The organism is Leucobacter chromiisoli, from assembly GCF_016522505.1.
GTDB lineage: Bacteria > Actinomycetota > Actinomycetes > Actinomycetales > Microbacteriaceae > Leucobacter > Leucobacter chromiisoli.
Genome location: NZ_JAEHOH010000001.1, coordinates 190746 through 212145, shown reverse-complemented (window position 1 = coordinate 212145; position 21400 = coordinate 190746). Strand labels below are relative to the sequence as shown.

The 21400-nt window shown below is 73.9% G+C and carries 15 protein-coding genes and 1 tRNA gene; 3 read left to right on the top strand and 13 right to left on the bottom strand.

Annotated features, from left to right (window positions below; translation table 11 throughout):
- Window positions 1-64: 64 nt before the first annotated feature.
- The 10 genes from JD276_RS00925 to JD276_RS00880 all read right to left on the bottom strand — a co-directional run bounded on the left by JD276_RS00925 (window position 65) and on the right by JD276_RS00880 (window position 15017).
- Window positions 65-2551 carry a transglutaminase domain-containing protein gene (locus tag JD276_RS00925; RefSeq protein ID WP_200112836.1) on the bottom strand — a complete coding sequence of 829 codons (2487 nt, stop codon included), beginning with the start codon at window positions 2549-2551 and terminating at the stop codon, window positions 65-67.
- Window positions 2548-3900, bottom strand: a complete 1353-nt coding sequence (locus JD276_RS00920) for a DUF58 domain-containing protein (RefSeq protein WP_200112834.1) — start codon at window positions 3898-3900, stop codon at window positions 2548-2550. The genes JD276_RS00925 and JD276_RS00920 overlap by 4 nt, the downstream gene beginning before the upstream one ends.
- Window positions 3897-4874: an AAA family ATPase gene (locus JD276_RS00915; RefSeq protein WP_200112832.1), complete on the bottom strand. Its 978-nt coding sequence runs from the start codon at window positions 4872-4874 to the stop codon at window positions 3897-3899. Before JD276_RS00915 ends, JD276_RS00920 begins: the two co-directional genes overlap by 4 nt.
- Before the next feature lie 78 nt (window positions 4875-4952).
- Window positions 4953-11030, bottom strand: a complete 6078-nt coding sequence (locus tag JD276_RS00910; protein ID WP_307866376.1) for an Ig-like domain-containing protein — start codon at window positions 11028-11030, stop codon at window positions 4953-4955.
- Between the two features lie 11 nt (window positions 11031-11041).
- On the bottom strand, window positions 11042-12166 hold the full coding sequence (locus JD276_RS00905; protein ID WP_200112830.1) for a serine/threonine-protein kinase: 1125 nt from the start codon (window positions 12164-12166) through the stop codon (window positions 11042-11044).
- Window positions 12167-12373: 207 nt separating this feature from the next.
- Window positions 12374-13063, bottom strand: a complete 690-nt coding sequence (gene rplA / locus JD276_RS00900; RefSeq protein ID WP_200112828.1) for a 50S ribosomal protein L1 — start codon at window positions 13061-13063, stop codon at window positions 12374-12376.
- Between the two features lie 11 nt (window positions 13064-13074).
- Complete coding sequence (rplK, locus tag JD276_RS00895) at window positions 13075-13503, bottom strand: 50S ribosomal protein L11 (RefSeq protein ID WP_200112826.1); 429 nt, start codon at window positions 13501-13503, stop codon at window positions 13075-13077.
- A gap of 267 nt (window positions 13504-13770) precedes the next feature.
- Window positions 13771-14571, bottom strand: coding sequence for a transcription termination/antitermination protein NusG (gene nusG, locus JD276_RS00890; RefSeq protein ID WP_200112824.1), 801 nt, complete (start codon window positions 14569-14571; stop codon window positions 13771-13773).
- Between the two features lie 49 nt (window positions 14572-14620).
- Window positions 14621-14893 carry a preprotein translocase subunit SecE gene (secE, locus tag JD276_RS00885; RefSeq protein WP_200112822.1) on the bottom strand — a complete coding sequence of 91 codons (273 nt, stop codon included), beginning with the start codon at window positions 14891-14893 and terminating at the stop codon, window positions 14621-14623.
- 48 nt (window positions 14894-14941) lie between these two features.
- A tRNA-Trp gene (locus JD276_RS00880) sits at window positions 14942-15017 on the bottom strand.
- Between the two features lie 199 nt (window positions 15018-15216).
- On the opposite strand from JD276_RS00880, the gene JD276_RS00875 reads away from it, so the two are divergent.
- Entirely contained in the window at window positions 15217-16419 is a 1203-nt protein-coding gene (locus JD276_RS00875) for a pyridoxal phosphate-dependent aminotransferase (RefSeq protein ID WP_200112820.1), read from the top strand.
- 52 nt (window positions 16420-16471) lie between these two features.
- Here the strand turns inward: JD276_RS00875 and JD276_RS00870 are convergent, their stop codons facing one another.
- From JD276_RS00870 to JD276_RS15740, 3 genes are all read right to left on the bottom strand, one after another.
- Window positions 16472-16954: a hypothetical protein gene (locus JD276_RS00870; RefSeq protein ID WP_200112818.1), complete on the bottom strand. Its 483-nt coding sequence runs from the start codon at window positions 16952-16954 to the stop codon at window positions 16472-16474.
- 143 nt (window positions 16955-17097) lie between these two features.
- Window positions 17098-17784 (bottom strand): response regulator transcription factor, encoded by a 687-nt coding sequence (locus JD276_RS00865; protein WP_200112815.1) that lies wholly within the window; start codon window positions 17782-17784, stop codon window positions 17098-17100.
- Complete coding sequence (locus tag JD276_RS15740) at window positions 17781-19142, bottom strand: sensor histidine kinase (protein ID WP_233615158.1); 1362 nt, start codon at window positions 19140-19142, stop codon at window positions 17781-17783. The genes JD276_RS00865 and JD276_RS15740 overlap by 4 nt, the downstream gene beginning before the upstream one ends.
- 157 nt (window positions 19143-19299) lie before the next feature.
- Between JD276_RS15740 and JD276_RS15735 the strand changes: the two genes are divergently transcribed.
- Window positions 19300-19758, top strand: coding sequence for a hypothetical protein (locus JD276_RS15735; protein WP_233615157.1), 459 nt, complete (start codon window positions 19300-19302; stop codon window positions 19756-19758).
- Window positions 19755-21395 (top strand): multicopper oxidase family protein, encoded by a 1641-nt coding sequence (locus tag JD276_RS15730; protein ID WP_307866375.1) that lies wholly within the window; start codon window positions 19755-19757, stop codon window positions 21393-21395. The genes JD276_RS15735 and JD276_RS15730 overlap by 4 nt, the downstream gene beginning before the upstream one ends.
- Window positions 21396-21400 lie beyond the last annotated feature (5 nt).

Below are 21400 nucleotides of genomic sequence, written 5' to 3'. Positions count from 1 at the left end.
GTTTCCGAACATCGTGTGTCTTCCTTACCCGTTCCGCGGGGCATCCGCCCCAGCTGATTGTCTGCTACTTCTGCGCCCCGCGCCAAACCGTGCGCCCCGCCCCGGACCGCTCGCCGGGACCGTCCCCCTCGCCGGGACCGAGCCGTCCGAGCCGCCCGAGCCGCCCGCGCCGCCCGCGCGCCCGGAGGCCGTAGGAGCGCAGGGAGTACGCCTCGCGCATACGCTGCCCGCGCGTGCGACCGGCGGCGCGCTCGGTCCGGTCGGCATCGGCCGCCGCCCAGAGCAGGTCGGCGTCGGCGTCAGTGATCCCGCCCGGCGAGAACACGGCCCGGTCGGTCTCCGCCGCCGCCCAGACCGCGGCGCGCGTGCCCAGCGCGAGCGCGACGTCGCGCCGACTGCCGCCCTCGGGCACGTCCACGCCCGCATCCCGCGCCCGATCGACCATCTCGTCCCACGCGCCGAGCGCCCGGAGCTCTGCCTGGGGCTCCGCGCGCCGCCCGCGGGCCCTGGCGCGCTTGGCGAGCGGGAGGAACACCACCGGAAGCGCCAGCAGGGCGAGCGCCGCCAGCGAGAGCCCCGCGATGCGCAGCACGGGCCAGATCCAGGCCGCCACGGGCTCCTCCTCGGGCTCCTGCGGGTCTCCGTCGGAGTCGCCGAGCCCGAGCGGCGGGTCGACCTCGTGCGCGTCGCGCTCCTCGGGAACCGTGGGGAACTCGGGCAGCTGCTCGCCCTCCTCGGGGGTGGTGGGCCGGATCTCCGCCTGCGGCGTGACGTCGACGGGCACCCAGTCGCCGCCCTCGCCGCGGAGCTCCACCCACGCGGCGACGTTCTCGCCGGAGCACTCCCCGTCGCAGGCGGGGACGCCGGGCACCCCGTCGCCGAGCCGCACCCCGACGACGACGCGCGACTCGAAGCCGACCGCGCGCGCCACGAGCGCGGCGGCGGCGGCGAACTGCTCATCATCGCCGACGCCCGCGACCAGCATCGCGTCGCCCGCGTTCTCTCCGGCCGCCCGCTGCTGCGCGTTGAGCTGCCCGAACAGCTCCTCGAGACGCGTCACCGAGTGCCCGCCGGCGCTCGGCTCGAACACGGTGCCGTACTCCTCGGAGAGGCGCTGGAGCCAGAGGCGCTGCCCCTCGCCGGCGCTGAGCGAGTGGCTGAGGTACCCGCGATCCCGCAGGCGCTGGATGAGCTCGAGCACGCCCTCGCCCGAGGCCGGCAGCCCCTGCGCCTCGATCCAGCGCGCGAGCTCCGGGGTCTGCTCGAGATCAACGAGCGGCGCATTCGACGCCGGTCGCTCGGACAGGCGGCCGGGGTCGGCGGCGCTCACGACCGCCGTGTAGGCGTCGCCCCGGGCGAGCCCGCCGCCGTCGGGCACGACGATGGCGGCGTCCGTCTCGCGGTTCACGTAGAACGCGTCGGCGAGCTCGGATGCGCGCGGGCCCGAGAACGAGGGCCGGTCTCCGAGCCGGGCGGAGGGGGCCCAGATGTCGGAGTAGCCCTCCGCGACCTCGACGGTCAGGCGGCTCTCGTCGGGGATCCGGTCGCCGCTCGGGAAGCGGCTGAAACGGCCCCCGGCGTCCGCTCCGACGTGGAAGTCGACCCCGTCGTAGACGTCGAGCACGGCGAGTCTGAGCCGCTGCGGCAGCCGCCCCTCGGCGCTCACTTCGAAGAGCGGCCGGTCGAGGGCGTCGTCCCGCTTCGCGTTGCGGTACGCGGCGAGGGGGCTCGGCCGCTCCCGGACCACGATCTCCGGATCGACCCGATCGCGCGGCACCTCGCGGCGGTCGGGGGTGAGCGAGGGCGCGAGCAGCGCTCCCGCGACGAGGGTCGCGGCGAGGGTGCCCGCCGCGATCCCTGCGCGGGCGAACCGGCCGCGGGCGACGGGGGAGCCCGAGGCCGCGCGACCGCGCCGCAGCGCCGCCCGGCGCTCGGCGCCCGCCGTCCACGCCACCCAGACCGCTCCGAGCAGCCCCGCCAGCAGCCACGCGCCCAGCTCCCGGGGCGCGACGAGCGAGACCGGACCGAGGCGCAGCGGGTCGCTCACGGCGGAGGATCCGAAGACGGTGCCGAACGCGACGGGGGCGAGCAGCGGGATCGCGGCGAGCGACGCCCACCTGCCGGGACGGAGCGCGATCGTCGTCGCGAGGAGACCCGTCAGCGAGAAGACCAGGTAGGCGGGCACCAGCACCGTCTGGTAGGTGCCCACCGGCAGCGTGAGCGTGAGCAGCTGCTTCCAGCCGAGCGCGACCGCCGCGACGCCGTCGACGAACCCCCGCCCGAGCCCCGGGAGCCCGCCGTCCATCGCGGAGGGCACCGCCACCGGCACCAGCGTCACGAGGAACGCCGCGAGCCACACCGCGACCAGCACGGGCGGCGACCATCTCCACCGGGCGCGCGCCCACCCCAGGCCCGCCCCGAGGAGGAGTCCGGCGACGGCGACCGCCCACAGCCAGGGAGTGCGGTAGATCGGCCAGGCGGCGAGCGCGCCCAGCGAGATCGCCGCACCCGCGGCCGCCACGGCGCCGACGAGGCGCGAGACCTGCGTCACAGTCCGCTCCTGACCATGAGCTGCGGCAGGTCGCCGAGGGCGCCGACCGTGAACGTGGTGAGCGGGTCGACGCGCTGCGCCCGGGGCTCGGCGTACAGCTCGCAGCGCACCACGAGAACGTGCACGTCGGGAGTGAAGGCGACGGCCGCGCGGCGGATCCGCTGCAGGTCGGGCACCGATCCCGTGACGATCGCCACGATCGACAGCGGCCGCCGGGACTCCGCGAGGCCCCGGGCGAGCGCCTCGAACGGGCGGCCGTCGAGCGCCGGCTCGAGTTCGGCCCACGCGTCGAGCAGCTGCTTCGGATCGCGCGACGGCAGCTCCTCGAGCCCGTCGATGCTCGGGCGCACACGGCCGGGCGCCCACGCGGACGCGACGTAGCGCCCGCGTCCCTCCCGCACGGCCTGCACGGAGATCGACGCCGCGGCGCTCACGCCGAGCTCGAACTCCTCGTCGCTCGCGTACTCCTCGGGGCGGGCGTCGAAGAGCACGGCGACGCGGGCCGTCTGCGACTCCTCGTACTGCCGCACCATGAGCGTGCCCGTCTTCGCCGTCGACTTCCAGTGCACGTGGCGCAGCGCGTCACCGGGGGCGTACTCGCGCACCGCGTGGAACGAGAGATCGGAGTCGGTGAGGCGCCGGCTCGCCGCGCCCTCGAGGTCGCGCACGAGCCCGGCCGAGCTCGGCGGCAGCGGGGCGGTCACCGGGTGCACGTGCACGAGGTGCCGATCGCGCCAGGTGACCTCGCGCCGCAGGAGGTTCAGGGGGTCGCGGCGCGCAACCGTGAGCGGACCCACCGGGATCACCCCGCGCGTGCGGGCCGGGATCGAGAGCGGCAGCTCGGTGGCGCGGTTCGGCCCGATCAGCGGGATCGTCAGCTCGCGCAGGGCGTCGCCCACGGGCAGTTCGGCGAGCGCGGGCAGGGCGGGCCGCGAGCTCGCGTTCCCCACCCCGATCCTCACGTCCACCTCGCCGCCGGCGACCACCTGCTTGCGGTCGAGCCGGATCCTGATCTCGTAGGCGCGGGTGCCGAGCAGGAAGGGCAGGCCGATGAGCAGGGCGGCCCCGCACGCCACGGCGACGAACCAGCCCTCGACCCACCCGAGCGCCGCACCGCACGCCGCACCGATCGCGCTCACGGCGATCACGAACCAGCCGAGCGGGGTGACGGCCTGGACCGCGCCCGCCCACGCGCGCCGGACACCGCGCCGGGTGCTCCGCCACCACCGGCGCGCCTGCACGCGGCGCAGCTCGAGACCCCCGAGCGCGCGGGCGGTGCGAGTCGTGTCGCTCAGCCGCGTCGAGGTCCCCGTGCGCCAGGTGCGGCTGTGGGTGCGTTCGGTGTTCACTCGGTGCCGTTCTCCCTCGGCACGTCCACGTCGAGCAGCACCTGGCCGATGACCTGCTCGGCCGTCACCCCGTCGAACTCGGCCTCCGGCTCCAGCACGAGACGGTGCGACAGCACGGGCAGCGCGAGGTCGCGCACGTCGTCGGGGGTGACGTAGGCGCGGGCGTTCGCGAGCGCCCAGGCGGAGGCCATCCGCACGAGCGAGAGGGCGCCGCGCACGCTGGCCCCGAGCCGCACCTCGCTGGCGCGCCGGGTGGCCTCGACGAGGCGGGTGACGTAATCGGCGATGAGCGGGCTCACGTGCACCGACCTGGCGAACTCCTGCATCTGCAGCAGGGTGCCGGTGTTGACCACGGGCTCGATCTCCGGATCCGCCCCGCGCTGCAGGATGCGCATCATCGCCGCACCGTCGGGGTACCCGATCGAGGTCTTGATCATGAAGCGGTCGAGCTGGGCCTCGGGCAGCCGGTAGGTGCCCGCCTGCTCCACCGGGTTCTGCGTGGCGATCACCATGAACGGGCTTCCCACGGGGTGGCTCTGGCCGTCGACCGTGACCTGCCGCTCCTCCATCACCTCGAGCAGGGCGGACTGGGTCTTCGGGCTGGCTCGGTTGATCTCGTCGGCGAGCACGACGTTCGCGAAGATCGGCCCGGCGTGGAACTCGAACACCCCCTGCTTCTGGTCGTAGACGGTGATGCCGGTGACGTCGCCGGGCAGCAGGTCGGGGGTGAACTGGATGCGCGACGAGGTGCCCTGGATCACCTGCGCGAGGCTGCGCGCGAGCGCCGTCTTCCCGGTGCCCGGCACATCCTCGAGCAGCACGTGCCCGCCGGCCATCGAGGTCGCGAGCACCAGCTCGATCACGCGGCGCTTGCCCTGGATCGCCTGCTCCACGGCGTCGGCGGCGGTGCGCAGCGCCTCCCCCGCCCAGCGGGCGCGCTCATCGGTGAGGGGGGTCTGCGGCTCCGTGGTCATATCGGCTCCTCGTGTCGGTGGTGCGGGTGATGCGTCGTCGGTGCGGTGCTGCGCTGGTCCGGGATCCCGGCCCCGCGCTCACGGGCCCGGTGGCGGTTCGGGGTTCGGATCGGGCTGCGCGCACACGGGGGCGCTCAGCGGCTGGAGGGCCGCATAGGATCCGGTCCAGGCGATCGTGAGCACCCCGGCGGCGTGGTCCCAGGAGGGCGAGGCGCTGGACCGCGCACCGGCGGAGACGCGACTCAGCAGATCGGCCTGGCTCGCATCCGACGCGATGCAGCCCTGCAGGTCGACCGTGACCGGCGACGGCGCGTTGCCGGTCACCGCCACCGGCTCGGAGCATACGCCCTTGGCGGTGCACTGCCGCACCGTCGCGGTGTGCTCCCGCTCGGGGCCGAGCTGGGGGAAGTTCTGCCCGACATTCGTCCCGTCGACGACGTACTCGAGCTTCAGACCGGGCTCGGCGATCACGCTCGGACCGGAGACGTATCGGTACTCGGCCGAGGATCCCGGAACCGTCAGCGGGTTCGCCGCCACCGTCCACCCCGCGTTCACGGTGGGCGCGGGCGGGGTGCCGCCCACGTTCACCGTGGTCTGCGCGGGCTGCGCGGTCCCCCACTCGTTGCGGGCGCAGGCCGTGACGGTCTCGGTCGTGTACTTCTCTCCGGTGTCCGAGTAGCTTCCGCTCGTGCCGTCGTGCTGCGCCGGCGAGCAGTTGCCGCTGCCGACCCGGAAGCCGTGGCTCACCTCGCCGCCCCCGTTCGCGTTCACGTTCACGGTGACATCGACGCGGTTGCCGCCCGCGGGGGAGCTCGCGCTGACCGAGACGCTCGGCAGTCCGCCCACGCGCACGGAACCGCTCCGCCCGGCCCCCTCCGAGGGCGCGCCCGACGGCGGATCGTGACGGCTGACCGGCACGACCGTGTATTCGGAGGCTCCGACGGGAAGCCCCGCGACGTCCACGGTCGCGCTCCGGCCGTTGGCCCGCCGCTCGCCTGCTGCGGTGACGATCCGGAACCCCGAGGTGTCGTCACCGCCGCGGATCTCGAACCGCACCGTTCCGGTGCTCGTCGACTCCGCCGAGATCTGCGTCGGGTCGACGCTCGGGGCGTCCGGGGTCTTGTAGGCCCACGCGGTCACCGAGTTCGCGGTCGGGTCGGACGCGCCCACGGCGTTGACGGCCCGGGCCCGGAAGCCGTGCTTCTCGCCGGGGGTGAGGCCGCGCACCGTGCAGCGGTACGTCGCCCCCGAAGCAGAGCAGTCCTCCGATCCGGGCCCGCCCTCGATCCGCACGCCCGTCACGTCGGGGTGCGCGGGCTGACCGCTCAGCTGCACCTCGAGCGTCACGCTGTTCGCCGTGTATCCGACGGCGGCGATGCTGGCCGGCGGCCGCGGCACGCCCTGCGCATCGAGCTCGATCGAGCCCGTGCCCGTGCGCCCCTGGGCGTCCCGCACGGTGAAGCTCGCCGTGCATCGCCCGCCGGGGCCGCGGGGGTCGGGCCATCCGACGGAGACCGAGTCGCCCGAGGCGCGGAAGGTGCCGAAGCGGCAGCCGCCGCCGTCCACTCCGGTGAGCTCGAGGCCGCCGCCGGTCTTCCCGGAGAACGGGTCGTGCTCCCCGGGGGCGCCGATCACGCGCGCACTGCAGTCGGAGCCGACGGTGCACTGCAGGGCGACCGTGGCGCCCCGGGGCGTGTCGCGCGGCGCCTGACCGACGCGCAGCGTCAGCGGCGCACGGCTCTCGCCGGCCCCCGTCACCGAGACGGTCACCGCCTCCTGCGCGCCCGGAGCGGCGTCGGCTCGCGCCCGCACTTGCAGGCTCGCGCCCGACTGCGCCACCTCGAAGCTCCGAGCGCCCCCCGAGATCGAGAAGCTCAGCGTTCCGGCCCGCCCCTCGCGCCCGCCCTGCCAGCGCACCATGTCGGCGAGATCCACCGTCTGCGCCTCGCCCGGGGCGACCGTGCGGGTCACCCCCGCGAGCTCGACGACGGGCTCCCTCGGCACGATCTGGATGGGCAGCGCCAGCTGCGTCCACGCCCGCTGCTCCGTCAGCCGCACCGAGATCACGCAGGAGTCGGTCCACGGCGCCTCCTTGCCCGCCGTGTAGCGCAGCGCGCCGGCTCCCGTCGCCGAGCAGCTCGCCTGCGAGCGCTGCACCGGGAACGGCCCCTCGCGCAGTTCGACGCGGTCGCCGACGGCGAGGTCGAGGACGTCGGCGACGTCCACCTGCGCACTCCGGTCCTCGTCGACCGATATCGGCGCGAGGCCCGGCTGCAACGTCAGGCGCAGCTCGTCGAGCGGCGGCACCACGAGGAAGCCGAAGCTCTCGACCTCCGCGCCCATCGCGTCGGTGCCCGCGAGCCGGAACGGCACGAGGTCGCCCTCGGCCCGGTAGCTGCCGACGATGCGCGAGCCGTCCACGCTGTAGCGATCCGCCGCCGACCCCCACAGCGACAGCTGCAGCGAGGAGACGTCGCCGGAGGCCCAGTGCACGCGGTCGGTCACGACGTCGACGCCCCCGCGGGCGAGCTCCGCGCGATCCCGGGCCGAGAGCACCGTGTCGCGCACCGTCGGGGCCTGCTGGCCGACCCGGTCTGAGACCTGCACGACGATCAGCCCGTCCGAGGTGCTCGAGCTCTCGGAGGAGCGCACGGTGTACCGGTAGGACACGGTTCCGGGGTCGTCGCCTCCCGCCACCAGCACCCGCCCCTGCTGCATCCGGGAGAGGTCGAGCCGCCCCGCGAGCTCGCGGTACCGGTCGGACGACTGGCCTCCGGGCACGTTCGGCACCACCTCGACGAGCTCGAGCTCGCCGCGCGCCGGGTCGACGTCGTTGTCGAGCGGCCGCACCACCGCCGGCTCGGCGACGCCGCGCGCGAGCCGGACGTAGTCGCTGTAGGCGACCGGGGCGCCCCCGCCGTCGGACGCCTCGGTCACGATGATCCTGAGCCGTCCCCGGCCCTCGCCGCCGAAGCCGTCGCGCACCGTGTAGTCCACGAGGCTCGTACCCGGCTCGGCCGATCTGCCGGCCTCCACCTGCACGGAGTCGCTGCGGGGGGCGAGCGTCGCGCTCAGCTTCGGATCGTCGGGCGAGTCGACGCCCACGAGCCGCACGCGGTCCCCGTCGGGATCGACGCCCGACAGCGGCACCTGCGCCGTCGCCTGCTCTCCGGGCGCGAGCCGCACGGTGACGGACGCGGGCTGCGGATCGCGGTTGCCGTCCTTCGGCAGCACCGTCACCCGGACGTGGCCGACGTCCCCCGACTCGGGCGAACTCGCCCCGTACGCCGTGTAGCTCAGCGTGTAGGTGCCGGGCTCGGCGGGCGCCAGGTAGCGCAGCGTCTTGCCCGACGCGAAGGCGAGCTCGCCCTTCGTTCCCGGGGCCCCGATCTCGGGGTGCAGCACCAGGCGCTCGCCGGGCTCGGAGACGTCGTTGTCGAGCACCGCGATGTCGACCACCGACCCCGCGCGCACGGTCGCCGTGTCCGCGACCGCGATCACCCCGCCGTCGGCGTTCTCGGGCACCTGGAACACCGTGAGCCGGCCCTGCGAGGTCGCGCCCTCCTCCGCGACGACCACCTCCGCCGCGCCGATGCGGCCGGGTGCGCCGTCCGGAGTGCTGCCCGAGACGCGGATGCGCGAGTGATCGATCACGTCGGCCCGCATCTCGCCGTCCACGACGCTCGCCGAGCGCACCACCAGCGAGCGGCCGTTCGCGCCGGGGATCGCGTCGAGCACCTCCACGGTCGTGTCGGAGAGCGGCCGTACGAAGGCGCGCAGCGGCGGCAATCCGAGCGGCGGCCTCGAGTCGACCGCCGTGACCCGCAGGGTCCCCGTGGTCTCGGCCTCCGTCCCCGTGTCGCGCACGGTGACGGTGAGCACGGTGCTGCCGGGTTCCGAGGCGGTCACCTCGATCGTGCCGGCGCCCTGGTTCACCCGGGCGTCGAGGGCGCCGTCCTGCGCGACGGCGTCGACGAGCGCGTAGGAGCCCGAGCCGCCGCTCACCCGCCCGAGCGGGCGGAGGGTCGTCGTTTCGTTCGTCGCGACGGTGCTCGCGATGGGCGAGAGCTCCATCAGCGCGCCGGCGCGCACCCGCACGTGCAGTTCGCGCTCCCGCGTCTCGCCGCGGGCGTCCCGCACGGCGATCACGACGGAGACCTCGCCCTCGCCCGCGTTGGGGTCGGTGTGGCGCAGCGCGAAGCGGCCGTCGGAGGTGACGAGCGCGCGCACCGGATCCGCCGGATCCACCGGCGTGGCCGAGACGAGCATCATGGGGTCGCCCTCGGGATCGACCCACCCCTCGAGGATCGGCAGCACGAGCGTCCCCCCTGGTGTGATCTCCGGGGACGGCCAGGCCCGCTGGCAGCCCTCGACGGGGCACCACTCGGGGGCCGTGTCGACGTCGTCGGCCACGGCGGTGAGCGTCACCGTCGCCGGCTCCGAGACCGCGGTGCCGTCGGTGATGCGGTAGGAGAACGAGGCGGTCCCGGTCGCCGACGCGGTGGGCGTCACCGTCAGGCCCTGGCCGTCGGCGAGCATCTCCACGGCGCCGAACTCGGCGGGGAGCCCCGCTCCCAGCTCCTCGGGCACGATCGTCAGCGCATCGCGGCGATTCGGGTCGTAGTCGTTCAGCAGCACGGGCAGCGGCGCCGGCTCGCCCGGGCGCACCCCGAAGGCGTCGTCCATCGCGACCGGCGGCTCCTGCTCGGTCACGTCCTGCACGACGACCGTGCCCTGCTCCTGCTTCGGAGGATCGACCAGCGTCCACTGCTCGACGGGGATGAGCCTGCCGTCGGGCACGGTCCACATCATGCCGGTGCGCGTCTCGGCGACCACGGCCCGGCTGCCGTTGCTCCGGATCACGGGCTCGAACTCGCCCATGTCCTCGACGGTGTCGTCGAGCTCCAGCGGCAGGGTCTCCCCGCCGGCCCCGTCCTCGCCGGACGACCAGAGCGTGCCACCGGAGGGACCGATCCACGCCGCGTGCATGCGGTCCCCGACGGCCACCGGTTGCGCCGGCAGCCCCTCGGCCTCGGCGATCCGCTCGGCCGAGCCGCTCTTGCCCACGGCCCAGAGGCCCGTCGAGTCGGCGATCAGCGCGCGCGGCGCGCCTCCGCCGGTTCCGGCGCTCGAGGCCTGCAGCCTGGCGCCGCCCGCGGTGTCGAGTTCGACGGTCTCCTCGCGGCCCTCGATCCAGACCCTCCCGCTCTCGGCGTCGAGGAGCACCCACTCGCCGGCCACGCCGGCCAGCTGGATCCCGTCGGCCGGGACGTCCGGCGTCTCGCTCGCGCCGCCGACGAACGCCCCGGCGCCGCCCTCGGCCGTCGCGTCGAACCAGCGGACGGCCCGCTCCTCGCTCGAGAAGAGGGCCACCAGACCGGCGTCGTCGACGGCGACCGCGTCGGCGCGATAGGGCCCGCCCGGTTGCGGACCGTCGGCGCCGTCGCCCTCGTCCGCGCCCTCCGCCTCGCCGCTCGCGTCGGGTTCGGCCGTCTCTGCGGCCTCGTCGCCCCGCTGCGCCTCGAGCGGGTCGAGGAGCAGCGGCTCGGTGAGGCCCGGGCCCGCACCGGAGGTGCCGTCGCCGGTCTCGAAGCGGCTCAGGTAGACCGATCCCGACTCGGTGCGGAAGACCACGACCCCGCCGGCGGACACGACGTCGCGGGTGCCCTCGGGCGTGCGCATCGCCCCCGGCCCCTCGTCCCCGGCGGCCGGCCCCGGCGCGTCCACCGTGGGATCGGCGACCGTGCCATCGACCGCCGATCCACCCGCCGCGTCGTCCGGCGCGCCCGGCGCGCCGCCGACCGCATCCCCGCCCGCACCGTCCGTCTCGGCGACGAGGTCGCCGGGCAGGCGCGGGTCGATCGTCCAGGCCTGCCCGTTGCCGTTGCTCAGCAGCACTCCGCCGGAGCTCGACTGCACCAGCCCGCTGGGGTTGTCGATCCGGCGCACCGTGTCGATCTCTCCGGTCTCCGTGTTGACCCGGGCGTACTGGCCGCTCGACCGCACCGTCCAGACCGAGGCCTCCTCGCGGGGCGTCTCGCGCGCGTCGTAGCCGCTCGCCACGACCGCGATCGTCGCGATCACCGCGACGGCGAGGCCGCCCGCGATCCAGCTGACGGTGCGGGATCTGCGGGACTCCCCCGGCCCGCTCCGCACGGCGCTCCTCCTCACAGCCCACCGCCCAGGACCAGCACCGCGAGCGCGATCGCGCCGATGGCCGCGACCGCGATGCCCGCGCCGATGAGCCCGGCCCGCAGCGGGCTCGGGCCCGGGGCGTCGATCACGAGGCCGTCGCGGTCGGTGCCGCGATCCCGCGCGAGATGATCGGCCCGCTTCTGCGCCCGGCTGCTCCGCTGCACCGAGGAGACGACCGGCCCCCGCACCCGGTCGTCGTGCGCGGCCGGGGTCACCCAGCCGGCCGAGACGACGTCGAGCGGGGTCACGTCCAGCCCGTAGTGGCGCTGCAACTGCTGCAGCGCCAGGCCGAACTCCCGCATCGACGGGAATCGATCCCGCGGCGACCGGCTCATGGCGCGGGCGAGCACGGCGTCGAGCGCCTCGTAGCCGGGCGACGCCGACAGGGGCGCGTACCGCGCCTTCTCGATGCGGGCGCTCATCTTCGCCTGCGTGTTCTGCACGCGATCGCCGCTCTCGAACGGGGAGCGGCCGGCGGCGAAGGTGTACAGCGTCGCGCCGAGCGACCACACCTCGCTCGCGATCGTGCCGCTGGCCTCGCCCGTGATGATCTCCGGCGCCGCCCACGGGATCGACATGGCCTGGGAGGCGCCCTCGCCGTGCACGCGGCCGCGCAGCGACGCGATCCCGAAATCGGCGAGGGCCGGTCTGCCCGTCGTCGAGATCAGCACGTTGGACGGCTTGATGTCGCGGTGCAGCACGCCGGCCTGGTGGGCCGTCTCGAGGGCGCCGGCCAGTCGCACCCCGGCGTCGAGCACCTCGGCCACGGGCGCCGGGCGTCCCTTCGTGCGGGCCCGCATCGAATCGGGGCAGTACTCCATGGCGAGGTAGGGCCGGCCGTCCGAGGAGACGCTCGCCTGGAAGATCGAGACGATGGAGGGGTGGCTCGACAGGCGCGCCATCGTGTCGGCCTCCGCCTCGAACACCGACCGGTCGGTCGGGGTCGACAGATCCTCCTCGAGCACCTTCACCGCGACCACTCGCCGCGGCATGTCCTGCTCGTACAGGTAGACGCGGGCGAAACCGCCCGAGCCGAGAGGCCGGACGTACCCGAATCCCGAGATCAGCGGCGGCTGCTCCGCCGCTCGCTCACCCATCTCCGAGCCCCCGCTCCGGCGTCGCGCGGCACCCGGGGCGCCGGGATCCGGGATCCCGTCCGACCGGTGTGCTGGAGGCGCAGAGTGTGGGCACGAGATCAATCCTAGATTCATCTCAGCTCGTTTTCAGCACCGGCGAACCCGCCGCGCGCACGACGAAGGCCCCCGCGCCGGAGCGCGGGGGCCTTCGCCCGGTGATCTACTCGATCAGAGGCCTGCGACGTCGAGCGGGATGCCCGGGCCGAAGGTCGTCGAGACGGCGCCCTTCAGCACGTACTTGCCCTTCGAGGAGGAGGGCTTCAGACGCCCGATCTCCTCGAGCACCGAGGCGATGTTCTCGCTCAGCTGCTCGGCCGAGAACGAGGCCTTGCCGACGATGAAGTGCACGTTGGCGTGCTTGTCGACGCGGAACTCGATCTTGCCGCCCTTGATGTCGGTCACGGCCTTCGCCGGATCCGGCGTGACGGTGCCGGTCTTCGGGTTCGGCATCAGACCGCGGGGGCCGAGCACCTTGCCCAGACGGCCGACCTTGCCCATGAGGTCGGGGGTCGCGACCGCCGAGTCGAAGTCGGTGTAGCCGGCGGCCACCTTCTCGATGAGCTCGTCGCCGCCGACCTCGTCGGCGCCCGCGGCGAGCGCCGCCTCGGCCGCGGGGCCGTTCGCGAACACGATGACGCGGGCGGTCTTGCCGGTGCCGTGGGGCAGGCTGACGGTGCCGCGCACCATCTGGTCCGCCTTGCGGGGGTCCACGCCGAGCTTGACGGCGACCTCGACGGTCGAGTCGGTCTTGGCCGAACCGGTCTCCTTCGCCAGGGCGACGGCCTCAGCGGGAGTGTAGAACTTGCCTGCCTCGATCTTCGCGGCAGCGGCGCGGTACGCCTTTGACTTCTGTGCCATATCCGTACCCCTTACTCGACCGTGATGCCCATGGAGCGAGCGGTGCCCGCGATGATCTTCGCCGCCTGATCCAGGTCGTTCGCGTTGAGATCGGCCTGCTTCTGCTCGGCGATCGCGCGGACCTGCTCGGCGGTCACCTTGGCGACCTTGACGGTGTGCGGGGTGCCCGAGCCCTTCTGCACGCCGGCGGCCTTCTTGAGCAGCTCGGCGGCCGGCGGGGTCTTCAGGACGAAGGTGAACGAACGGTCCTCGTAGACGGTGATCTCCACCGGAACGACGTTGCCGCGCTGGGATTCCGTGGCCGCGTTGTAGGCCTTGCAGAACTCCATGATGTTGACGCCGTGCTGACCCAGCGCAGGACCCACGGGGGGTGCGGGGTTGGCGGCGCCGGCTGCGATCTGAAGCTTGATCAGACCGGTAACCTTCTTGGCCTTTGCCATGATTGTTTCCTTTCTCGAACTCGCGCTGACGCGCTTGTTCTCCCGCTTCTCCGGCCGTTCCGGAGCGCGGTGCCCGTCCGCGCCGTCGCGGCCGCACCCGCGAGGGGCGCGCCGGAAGACGCAAACCATGCAAGTGTACTCGATCCGAGACGGTTCCGCACCTCACGGCGTCCGGAGCCCGGAAGCCGCGGGCGGCGCAACGCGAAGCGCCCCGTCGCCGCGTGGGCGGCCGGGGCGCTTCGAGAAGTCTCGCGAGAGGGGCGAACCTCAGACCATCTTGGTGACCTGGTCGAAGCTGAGCTCGACCGGGGTCTCGCGCTCGAAGAGGGAGACCAGCACGGTCAGCTTGCCGCTGGCCGCGTTGATCTCGCTGATCGTGCCCGGCAGGCCCTCGAAGGAGCCCGACTTGATCGTGATGGTCTCGCCGATCTCGAAATCGATCTCGATCTGGCCCTGCGCGGCGGCCGTCGCCGCGGCCTTCGACTTCGCGGTGGCGACCGGCTCGAGCTCGACGGTGCTCTTCAGCATCTCGAAGGCCTCCTTGAAGCGCAGCGGCACCGGGTTGTGCGCGTTGCCGACGAAGCCGGTGACGCCCGGGGTGTGGCGCACGACGGACCAGGAGTTCTCGTTGAGGTTCATGCGGACCAGCACGTAGCCGGGAATGCGCACGCGGGTGACCATCTTGCGCTGGCCGTTCTTGACCTCCATGACGTCTTCCATGGGGACCTGGATCTCGTAGATGTCGTCGACCGCGCCCATCGTCTCGCGACGGTTCCAGAGGTTCGACTTCACCTTGCGCTCGTAGCCGGCGTAGCTGTGCACGACGTACCACTTGCCGGGCTTCGCACGCAGCTCGCGCTTGAAGGCCGCGTAGGGATCCTCGGAGGCGGCCTCCTCCTCGGTCTCCTCGTCGACGATCGCACTCGCGGCGGCCTCGGCCTCCTCGCTGCTGTCGATGTCGAGGGCGTCCTCCACGGCGGCGTCCGCCACCGGATCGCCCGACTGCGCCAGCGCGTCGAGCGCCGCGTCGAGGTCGGCCTCGGGGGTGTTGCTGTTCTCGCTGGTCATCTGACTCTTACTCTCCTTGCAGGAACTGAGGGGTCGGGCGGCCGGCTCGTTAGCCGGGTGTGCCGAAGAGGAACACCGTGACCCAGCCGAAGGCCTGGTCGAGCACCCACACCAGAGCCATCATGATGACGACGAAGGCCAGCACCACCAGCGTGAAGTTGACGAGTTCCTTGCGGGTCGGCGTGACGACCTTCTTCAGCTCGGCGATGACCTGCTGGATGAACAGGACCACCCGCCCGAACCAGGACTTCTTCGCGGCGCGATCAGCCTTGGCGCGCTCGACCAGACCGCCGCCGGTCTCGTCGATCTCGTTGCTGCTCACGGGCTTCGTCCTTTCAATCTCCCCCGGGTGCGGAACACCCGCGGGGTGTGGCAGGGCGGACAGGACTCGAACCTGCAACCTGCGGTTTTGGAGACCGCTGCGCTACCAATTGCGCCACCGCCCTATGGGCTGCCCCGACCAGCCTCTCCCGCTGCACACGATCCTCGAGATCGCCTTCAGGCATAGGAAATTCTGGCGGAAGTCAACTACCTCCCGAAGTCTACGGGATCGAGGACGGCTTGTCGAACCGGCCCTCATCCGACGCCCGTCGACGATCCCGCCTCCGTCTCGGAGTTCCCGGCCTCGTGCCCTACGCTGGAGGCGTGACTGAGCTCCCCCGTCTTTCGAAGAAGATCGCGTCCATCGCCGAATCCGCGACCCTCAAGGTCGATGCGAAGGCGAAAGCCCTCCAGGCCGAGGGCCGCCCCGTCATCAGCTACGCCGCCGGCGAGCCCGACTTCCCGACCCCCGAGCACATCGTGGACGCGGCGCGGGCCGCGCTCGACGACCCGAGGAACTTCCGCTACACCGCCGCCGCCGGGCTTCCCGAGCTGCGCGAGGCGGTCGCCGCGAAGACCGCTCGCGACTCCGGCTGGGAGGTGCCCGCGTCGCAGGTGATCGTCACCAACGGCGGCAAGCAGGCCGTGTACCAGGCGTTCCAGGTGCTGCTCGATCCGGGCGACGAGGTGCTGCTGCCCGCGCCGTACTGGACCACCTACCCCGAGGCGATCCAGCTGGCCGACGGCAAGGCCGTCGAGGTCTTCGCCGGGGCGGATCAGGGCTACAAGGTGACCGTCGACCAGCTCGAGGCCGCCCGCACCCCGCGCACCAAGGTGCTGCTGTTCGTCTCGCCCTCGAACCCGACCGGCGCCGTCTACTCCCCCGAGGAGACGAGGGCGATCGGCGAGTGGGCCGAGGCCAACGGCCTGTGGGTCGTCGCAGACGAGATCTACCAGAACCTCGTGTACGACGGCGTGAAGGCGCTGTCGATCGTCGAGGCGGTGCCCGCGCTGCAGGATCGCGCGATCCTCGTGAACGGCGTCGCGAAGACCTACGCGATGACCGGCTGGCGCCTGGGCTGGATGGTCGGCCCGGCCGACGTGATCAAGGGCGCCGCGAACCTGCAGTCCCACCTCACGTCGAACATCAACAACATCGCCCAGCGCGCGGCGATCGCGGCGCTCACCGGCCCGCAGCAGCCGATCGAGGACATGCGCCGGGCCTTCGACCGCAGACGCAGGCTGATCGTCGAGGAGCTGAACCTGGTGCCGGGCTTCAACTGCCCGACCCCCGAGGGCGCGTTCTACGCCTACGTCGACGTCACGGGCGCGCTCGGCAAGGCCTACCGGGGCGTCACCCCGACCACCTCGCTGGAGCTCGCCGACCTCATCCTCTCAGAGGCGGAGGTCGCGGCGGTGCCCGGCGAGGCGTTCGGCCCGAGCGGCTACCTGCGGTTCAGCTACGCGCTCGGCGACGAGGCGCTGGTCGAGGGGATCCGCCGCATCCAGGCGCTGCTCTCGGAGTAGCAGGCGGGGCGCCCCGCCTGCCCGGGGCGGGGGCCGCACGCCCCCGACCCGGCTATCGCAGCAGCAGGCCGACCCCGAGGAGGGCGAGCACCCCGAAGAGGGTGCCCCACAGCGCGATCGACACGATCTGCCAGAGGATCACGGCGTTCTTCGAGGCGCCGAAGCCGACCATCGCCGCCGACGTGATCTGGCTGGGGAGGAACGTCTGCCCCAGCAGCGAGACGCCGGGCACCCCGAACCGGTCGAACATGCGGCGCAGGCGCTGCCGCTTCGGCGTCTCCGCCGCGTCGGACGTACCGCGCACCTGCCGCACCCGCTGCCGCGTCGCGTGCGTGCCCAACACGAAGATCAGCATCGAGGCGACGTTGCCGACCACGGCCGCGCCGACCGCGACGACCGGGTGCAGGCCGATCGCCACGCCGATGGCCGCGCCGAAGTAGGACTCCACGAACGGGATCATCGCCACCAGGGCCACCGCCAGCCCCTGCGCCCACTCGGGGAACCCTCCGGCGAACTCCTGCAGCTGCTCGATCATGCGCTTCTCCCCTTGCCCGGTCGTCGGTGTCGTCCGGACGCCCTCGCGTCCGTCCCGTCCACGCTATCGACGCGCCCGTCCGCCGCAGATCCGCCCTGCGGATGAGATCGCCCGGCGACGGCTCCGCCGCGCGGAGGAGATCCTCACCCCTCGCCCGGGCGCACCGCCCCCGTCTCATACGCGAGGACGATGAGCGCCGCGCGATCCCGGGCGCCGAGCTTCGCGAGCAGGCGGCTGACGTACGTGCGCGCGGTCGCCGGGCTGAGATACAGCTCCCGCGCGATCTCCTCGTTCGACAGGCCCCGCCCGACGAGCGCGAGCACCTCCGCCTCGCGCTCCGTCAGCTCGGCGGGCAGCGGCTCGGAGCTTCCGCCGCGGCCCGCCGCCGCCCGCATCACCCTCGCGGTGACCGCCGGATCCAGCAGCGCCTCCCCCGCCGCGACGGTGCGGATCGCGCGTCGCAGGTCCGCGGGCGAGACGTCCTTGAGCAGGTACCCGGCGGCGCCCGAGCGGAGCGCGGCGAACACGTCGTCGTCATCGTCGAAGGTGGTCAGCACGAGCACCCGCGGCGCCGCGGCCTCGCAGGATCCCGACGCCTCGCCCTGCCCGGAACCCGCACCGGCGATGCGACGCGTCGCCTCGACGCCGCCCATGACGGGCATGCGCAGATCCATCAGCACGACGTCGGGTCGCAGCATCCGGGAGAGCTCGACGGCGGCCCGCCCGTCCTCGGCCTCCCCCACCACCGAGATGTCGCCGTCGCGCTCGGCGAGGGCGCGCAGGCCGGCGCGCACCAGTTCCTGGTCGTCGGCCAGCAGGATCCTGATCACGGCTCGCTCCCGGTGTCCCGCGGGAGCGCGGCAGGGCCGGGGCCGGGATCCCGCTCCGCGCCGTCGCGCACCCGATCCGCCGCGTCTGCGCGTGGCGGCTCCGCGGTTCCGAGCGGCAGCTCCGCGCGCACCGCGCTGCCCCGGCCGGGCTCCGGCGCGAAGCGCGCGCTCCCGCCGACGAGCGCGGCGCGCTCGCGCATGCCGGCGAGGCCGTGACCGCCCTCGAGGGCTCCGGGTTCCGCGCCCACGCCATCGTCCGCGACGAGCAGCAGCAGAGTGCCGCGCTCGGCATCGATCGCGGTGCCCTCTCCGACGCCCGCATCGCCCCTCGGCTCGACGCGGGCGTCGATCCTCACCGTCGACGCCGAGGCGTGCCGCAGCACGTTGGTGACGGCCTCCGTGAGGATCCGCCCGGCCGCCTCCGCCACCAGCGGAGGGAGGGGCGGGAGGGATCGCAGCCGGCTCTCATCGAGGCTCACCCGCAGCCCGGCATCCTCCGCGGTCCGCGCGAGAGCGGCGATGCCGAGCGGATCGCGGCCGTCGGATCTCAGCAGCCGGACCGCACCCCGCAGCTCGCGGAGCGTCTCCGCGTTGGCGGCGCGGACGCGCTCGAGGGCGGCGCGGACGGGCGCCAGCTCCGGCGCGGCGCCCAGCGCCTCCTCGGCGACCGAGGCGTGCAGGGCCGCGACGGCGAGCTGATGACCGACGGTGTCGTGGAGGTCGCGCGCGATCCTCAGCCGCTCCTCCTGCACCCGGCGCTCCGCCAGGTGGGCCTGCTCGGCGCCGACGAGCCCGGCGATGAGCTCGGCCTGCCCGCGCGCCTCGCGCGCGAAGCGCACGGCCGTCCCGAAGGCGATGGCCGCCGCCGCGAGCGCGAGCTCGGTCACGTACTCGTACCCGGTGAAGCGGGCCGCGGGGTCGGCATCGGCCAGCCGGAAGTAGGTGGCCACGCCGAGCAGGATCACGGCCCCGCCCACCGCCCACGCGATTCGCCCGCGGCACGCCGCGAGATACAGCGCGCCGACCGCCGGCAGCACCATCCCGAGCGGCGGGAAGCCGGCCGCGTAGTAGGCGAAGATGCCGAGGATCGTGAGCGCGAGGGACACCCGAGGGACCGCCGCGCCCAGCAGGGCGAGCGCGCCGAAGCCGACCACGGCGAGGAAGGCCCCCGGCGAGGTCGGCTGCGCGGGATCGGCCAGCACCACGACGCAGAGCGCGAGCACGACGGCGCAGGCGAGCACGGCCTCGACGAGCCGGGACCGCCGCTGCGGGCCACGGGCGGACTCGCCGCTCGTCGTGCTGCCGGCCGTCGTGCTGTCGCCCGTCAGAGCGCCGCCCGTCGTGCTGCCGTCCGTCATGGTGCCAGCCTAGACGCGGGATCCGGAGGGCGGACCGCGATTCGGGCCGTGCCGGCCAGGTGTCGCCCGGGGACGACACGCGATTGTCGCCCCCGGGCGACATCGGAGACGCCCCGCGGCCGATGCGCCCGTCCCGCCGCGCGAGCACGCTGGAACCATGCATTCGAACGAGCACGATCCCCGACCGCGTCCGACCGCCGAGACCTCCGAGGCCCCGCCCACCCCACCGGCCCCATCGGCCCCGCTCCGAGCGGGCGGGCGCCTCAGCTGGCCCCTCATCGCCGGCCTGTCGGCGCTCGCACTGCTGTGGCCGCTCGCCGAGCTCACCGGCATGCCGGCCGGATTCGGCCGCGCGGCCGTGATCCTCTCCGTCACGACCGTCTGCTGGGTCGGCATCGTGGGTTTCGGCCGCTTCCCGCGCCCCGTGCTCACGCTCACGCTGGTCGGCCTCGGCTCCGGCATCCTCTCCCACGCTCTGGCGCTCGCGTTCGGCGGCGGGCCGGCCCCGATCTGGGCGGTGCCGGTGTCGCTCGGCCTGCAGGCCGGGTGGGGCGCCCTGGCGGGCCTCCTCGCCTGGGCGATCCAGGCGGGCCTCGCGGGGCGCGGGCGCCGGTGAAGATCCACCGTGCTGCGGCTCACGGCGCTGCGGGCCGAGCGACCACCGGCGCGACGGCCCGCGCAGGGGCGGCGTCGCGCACCGGCGCGGCGCTCCTCGTCCCCGCCCTCGCGCTCGGCCTGCTCGGGTGCGGTGCGATCCCGGGCGCCGGATCGCCCGCGGTGCCCGTCGTCGAGCAGGAGTTCTCGCAGCCCCTCGCGATCCCGCCGCTCGCTCCCTCGCGGATCGAGGACGGCGTGCGCGTGTTCTCGCTCACGGCGCAGGAGGGCGAGCGGTCCTTCGCCCCCGCCACCGAGCCCGGCGCCGCGACCCGCACCTGGGGCTTCGACGGCGAGTTCCTGGGTCCGACGCTGCGGGCCCAGCGCGGCGAGCGCGTCGCCGTCGAGGTCGAGAACCGGCTCGACGAGCGCACGAGCGTGCACTGGCACGGCATGCACCTGCCCGCCGCAATGGACGGCGGGCCGCATCAGGAGGTCGAGCCCGGCGGCTCCTGGCGCCCCGAGTGGTCGATCGACCAGCCCGCCGCGACCCTCTGGTACCACCCGCACCCGCACGGCGAGACGGAGGCGCACGTGCACCGGGGCCTCGCGGGCCTGTTCATCCTGGACGACGACGCGTCGGCCGCCGCCGCGCTGCCGAGCGAGTACGGGGTGGACGACGTCCCCCTCATCGTGCAGGATCGATCCTTCGACGAGGAGGGCCAGTTCGTCCTCGATCAGGACGGGGCGGAGCCCGGCGAGCTCGGCGACACCGTCATGGCGAACGGGACCGTCGGCGCCGTCCACGAGGTGACGACCGAGCGGATCCGGCTGCGGCTGCTGAACGGCTCCACCGCCCGCACCTACCGGTTCGCGGTGCCGGGCCATGAGCTCACGATGATCGCGGGAGACGGCGGGTTCCTCGACGCGCCGCTCCCGCTCGAGTCGCTGCGGCTCGCGCCGGGAGAGCGCGCGGAGGTGCTGCTGCGGATGGCGCCCGGCGAGACCGCCAGGCTGCGGTCGGAGGAGGTCGATCTGGGCGGGGTGCTGCTGCCGGGGGCGAACGGCGGCGGCGACGCCTTCGACGTGCTCGAGCTCCGCGCGGCAGACTCCCTCGCGCCGTCGCCGGAGCCCGCGTGGCCCACCGCCGCCGATGCGGAGGCCGATGCGCTGCACGAGGAGGACGCCGTCACCACCCGCGAGTTCGAGCTGAACGGACGGGAGATCAACGGCGAGCGCATGGACATGGGCAGGATCGACGAGGTCGTGCGGGTCGGCGACACCGAGATCTGGGAGGTGCGCAGCACGCAGGCGATCCCGCACAGCTTCCACGTCCACGACGTGCAGTTCCGCGTGCTGAGCGTGGACGGCTCGCCCCCGCCTCCCGAGCTCGCGGGGCCGAAGGACACCGTCTATCTGGAGCCGCAGCGCCGGTACCGCCTGCTCATGCGGTTCGAGGACTACGCCGATCCGGACACGCCCTACATGTACCACTGCCACATGCTGCTGCACGAGGACGAGGGCATGATGGGGCAGTTCACGGTGGTCGAGCCGGCCGACGGGCCGTCCGAGCCGGGGCGGGGAGGCGCGCAGGAGCACGACCCCGGGAGCGGAGGCACGCAGGAGCACGCGCCGGGGCACGCCCACGGCGAGCACTGACGCGC

What these genes read in the sequence shown, in the direction of transcription:
- JD276_RS00915 (WP_200112832.1), bottom strand. Translation starts at nt 4,874, where the DNA reads ATGACCACGGAGCCGCAGACCCCCCTCACCGATGAGCGCGCCCGCTGG.
- JD276_RS00905 (WP_200112830.1), bottom strand. Translation starts at nt 12,166, where the DNA reads ATGGGTGAGCGAGCGGCGGAGCAGCCGCCGCTGATCTCGGGATTCGGG.
- rplA (WP_200112828.1), bottom strand. Translation starts at nt 13,063, where the DNA reads ATGGCACAGAAGTCAAAGGCGTACCGCGCCGCTGCCGCGAAGATCGAG.
- rplK (WP_200112826.1), bottom strand. Translation starts at nt 13,503, where the DNA reads ATGGCAAAGGCCAAGAAGGTTACCGGTCTGATCAAGCTTCAGATCGCA.
- nusG (WP_200112824.1), bottom strand. Translation starts at nt 14,571, where the DNA reads ATGACCAGCGAGAACAGCAACACCCCCGAGGCCGACCTCGACGCGGCG.
- JD276_RS00870 (WP_200112818.1), bottom strand. Translation starts at nt 16,954, where the DNA reads ATGATCGAGCAGCTGCAGGAGTTCGCCGGAGGGTTCCCCGAGTGGGCG.
- JD276_RS15740 (WP_233615158.1), bottom strand. Translation starts at nt 19,142, where the DNA reads ATGACGGACGGCAGCACGACGGGCGGCGCTCTGACGGGCGACAGCACG.
- JD276_RS15735 (WP_233615157.1), top strand. Translation starts at nt 19,300, where the DNA reads ATGCATTCGAACGAGCACGATCCCCGACCGCGTCCGACCGCCGAGACC.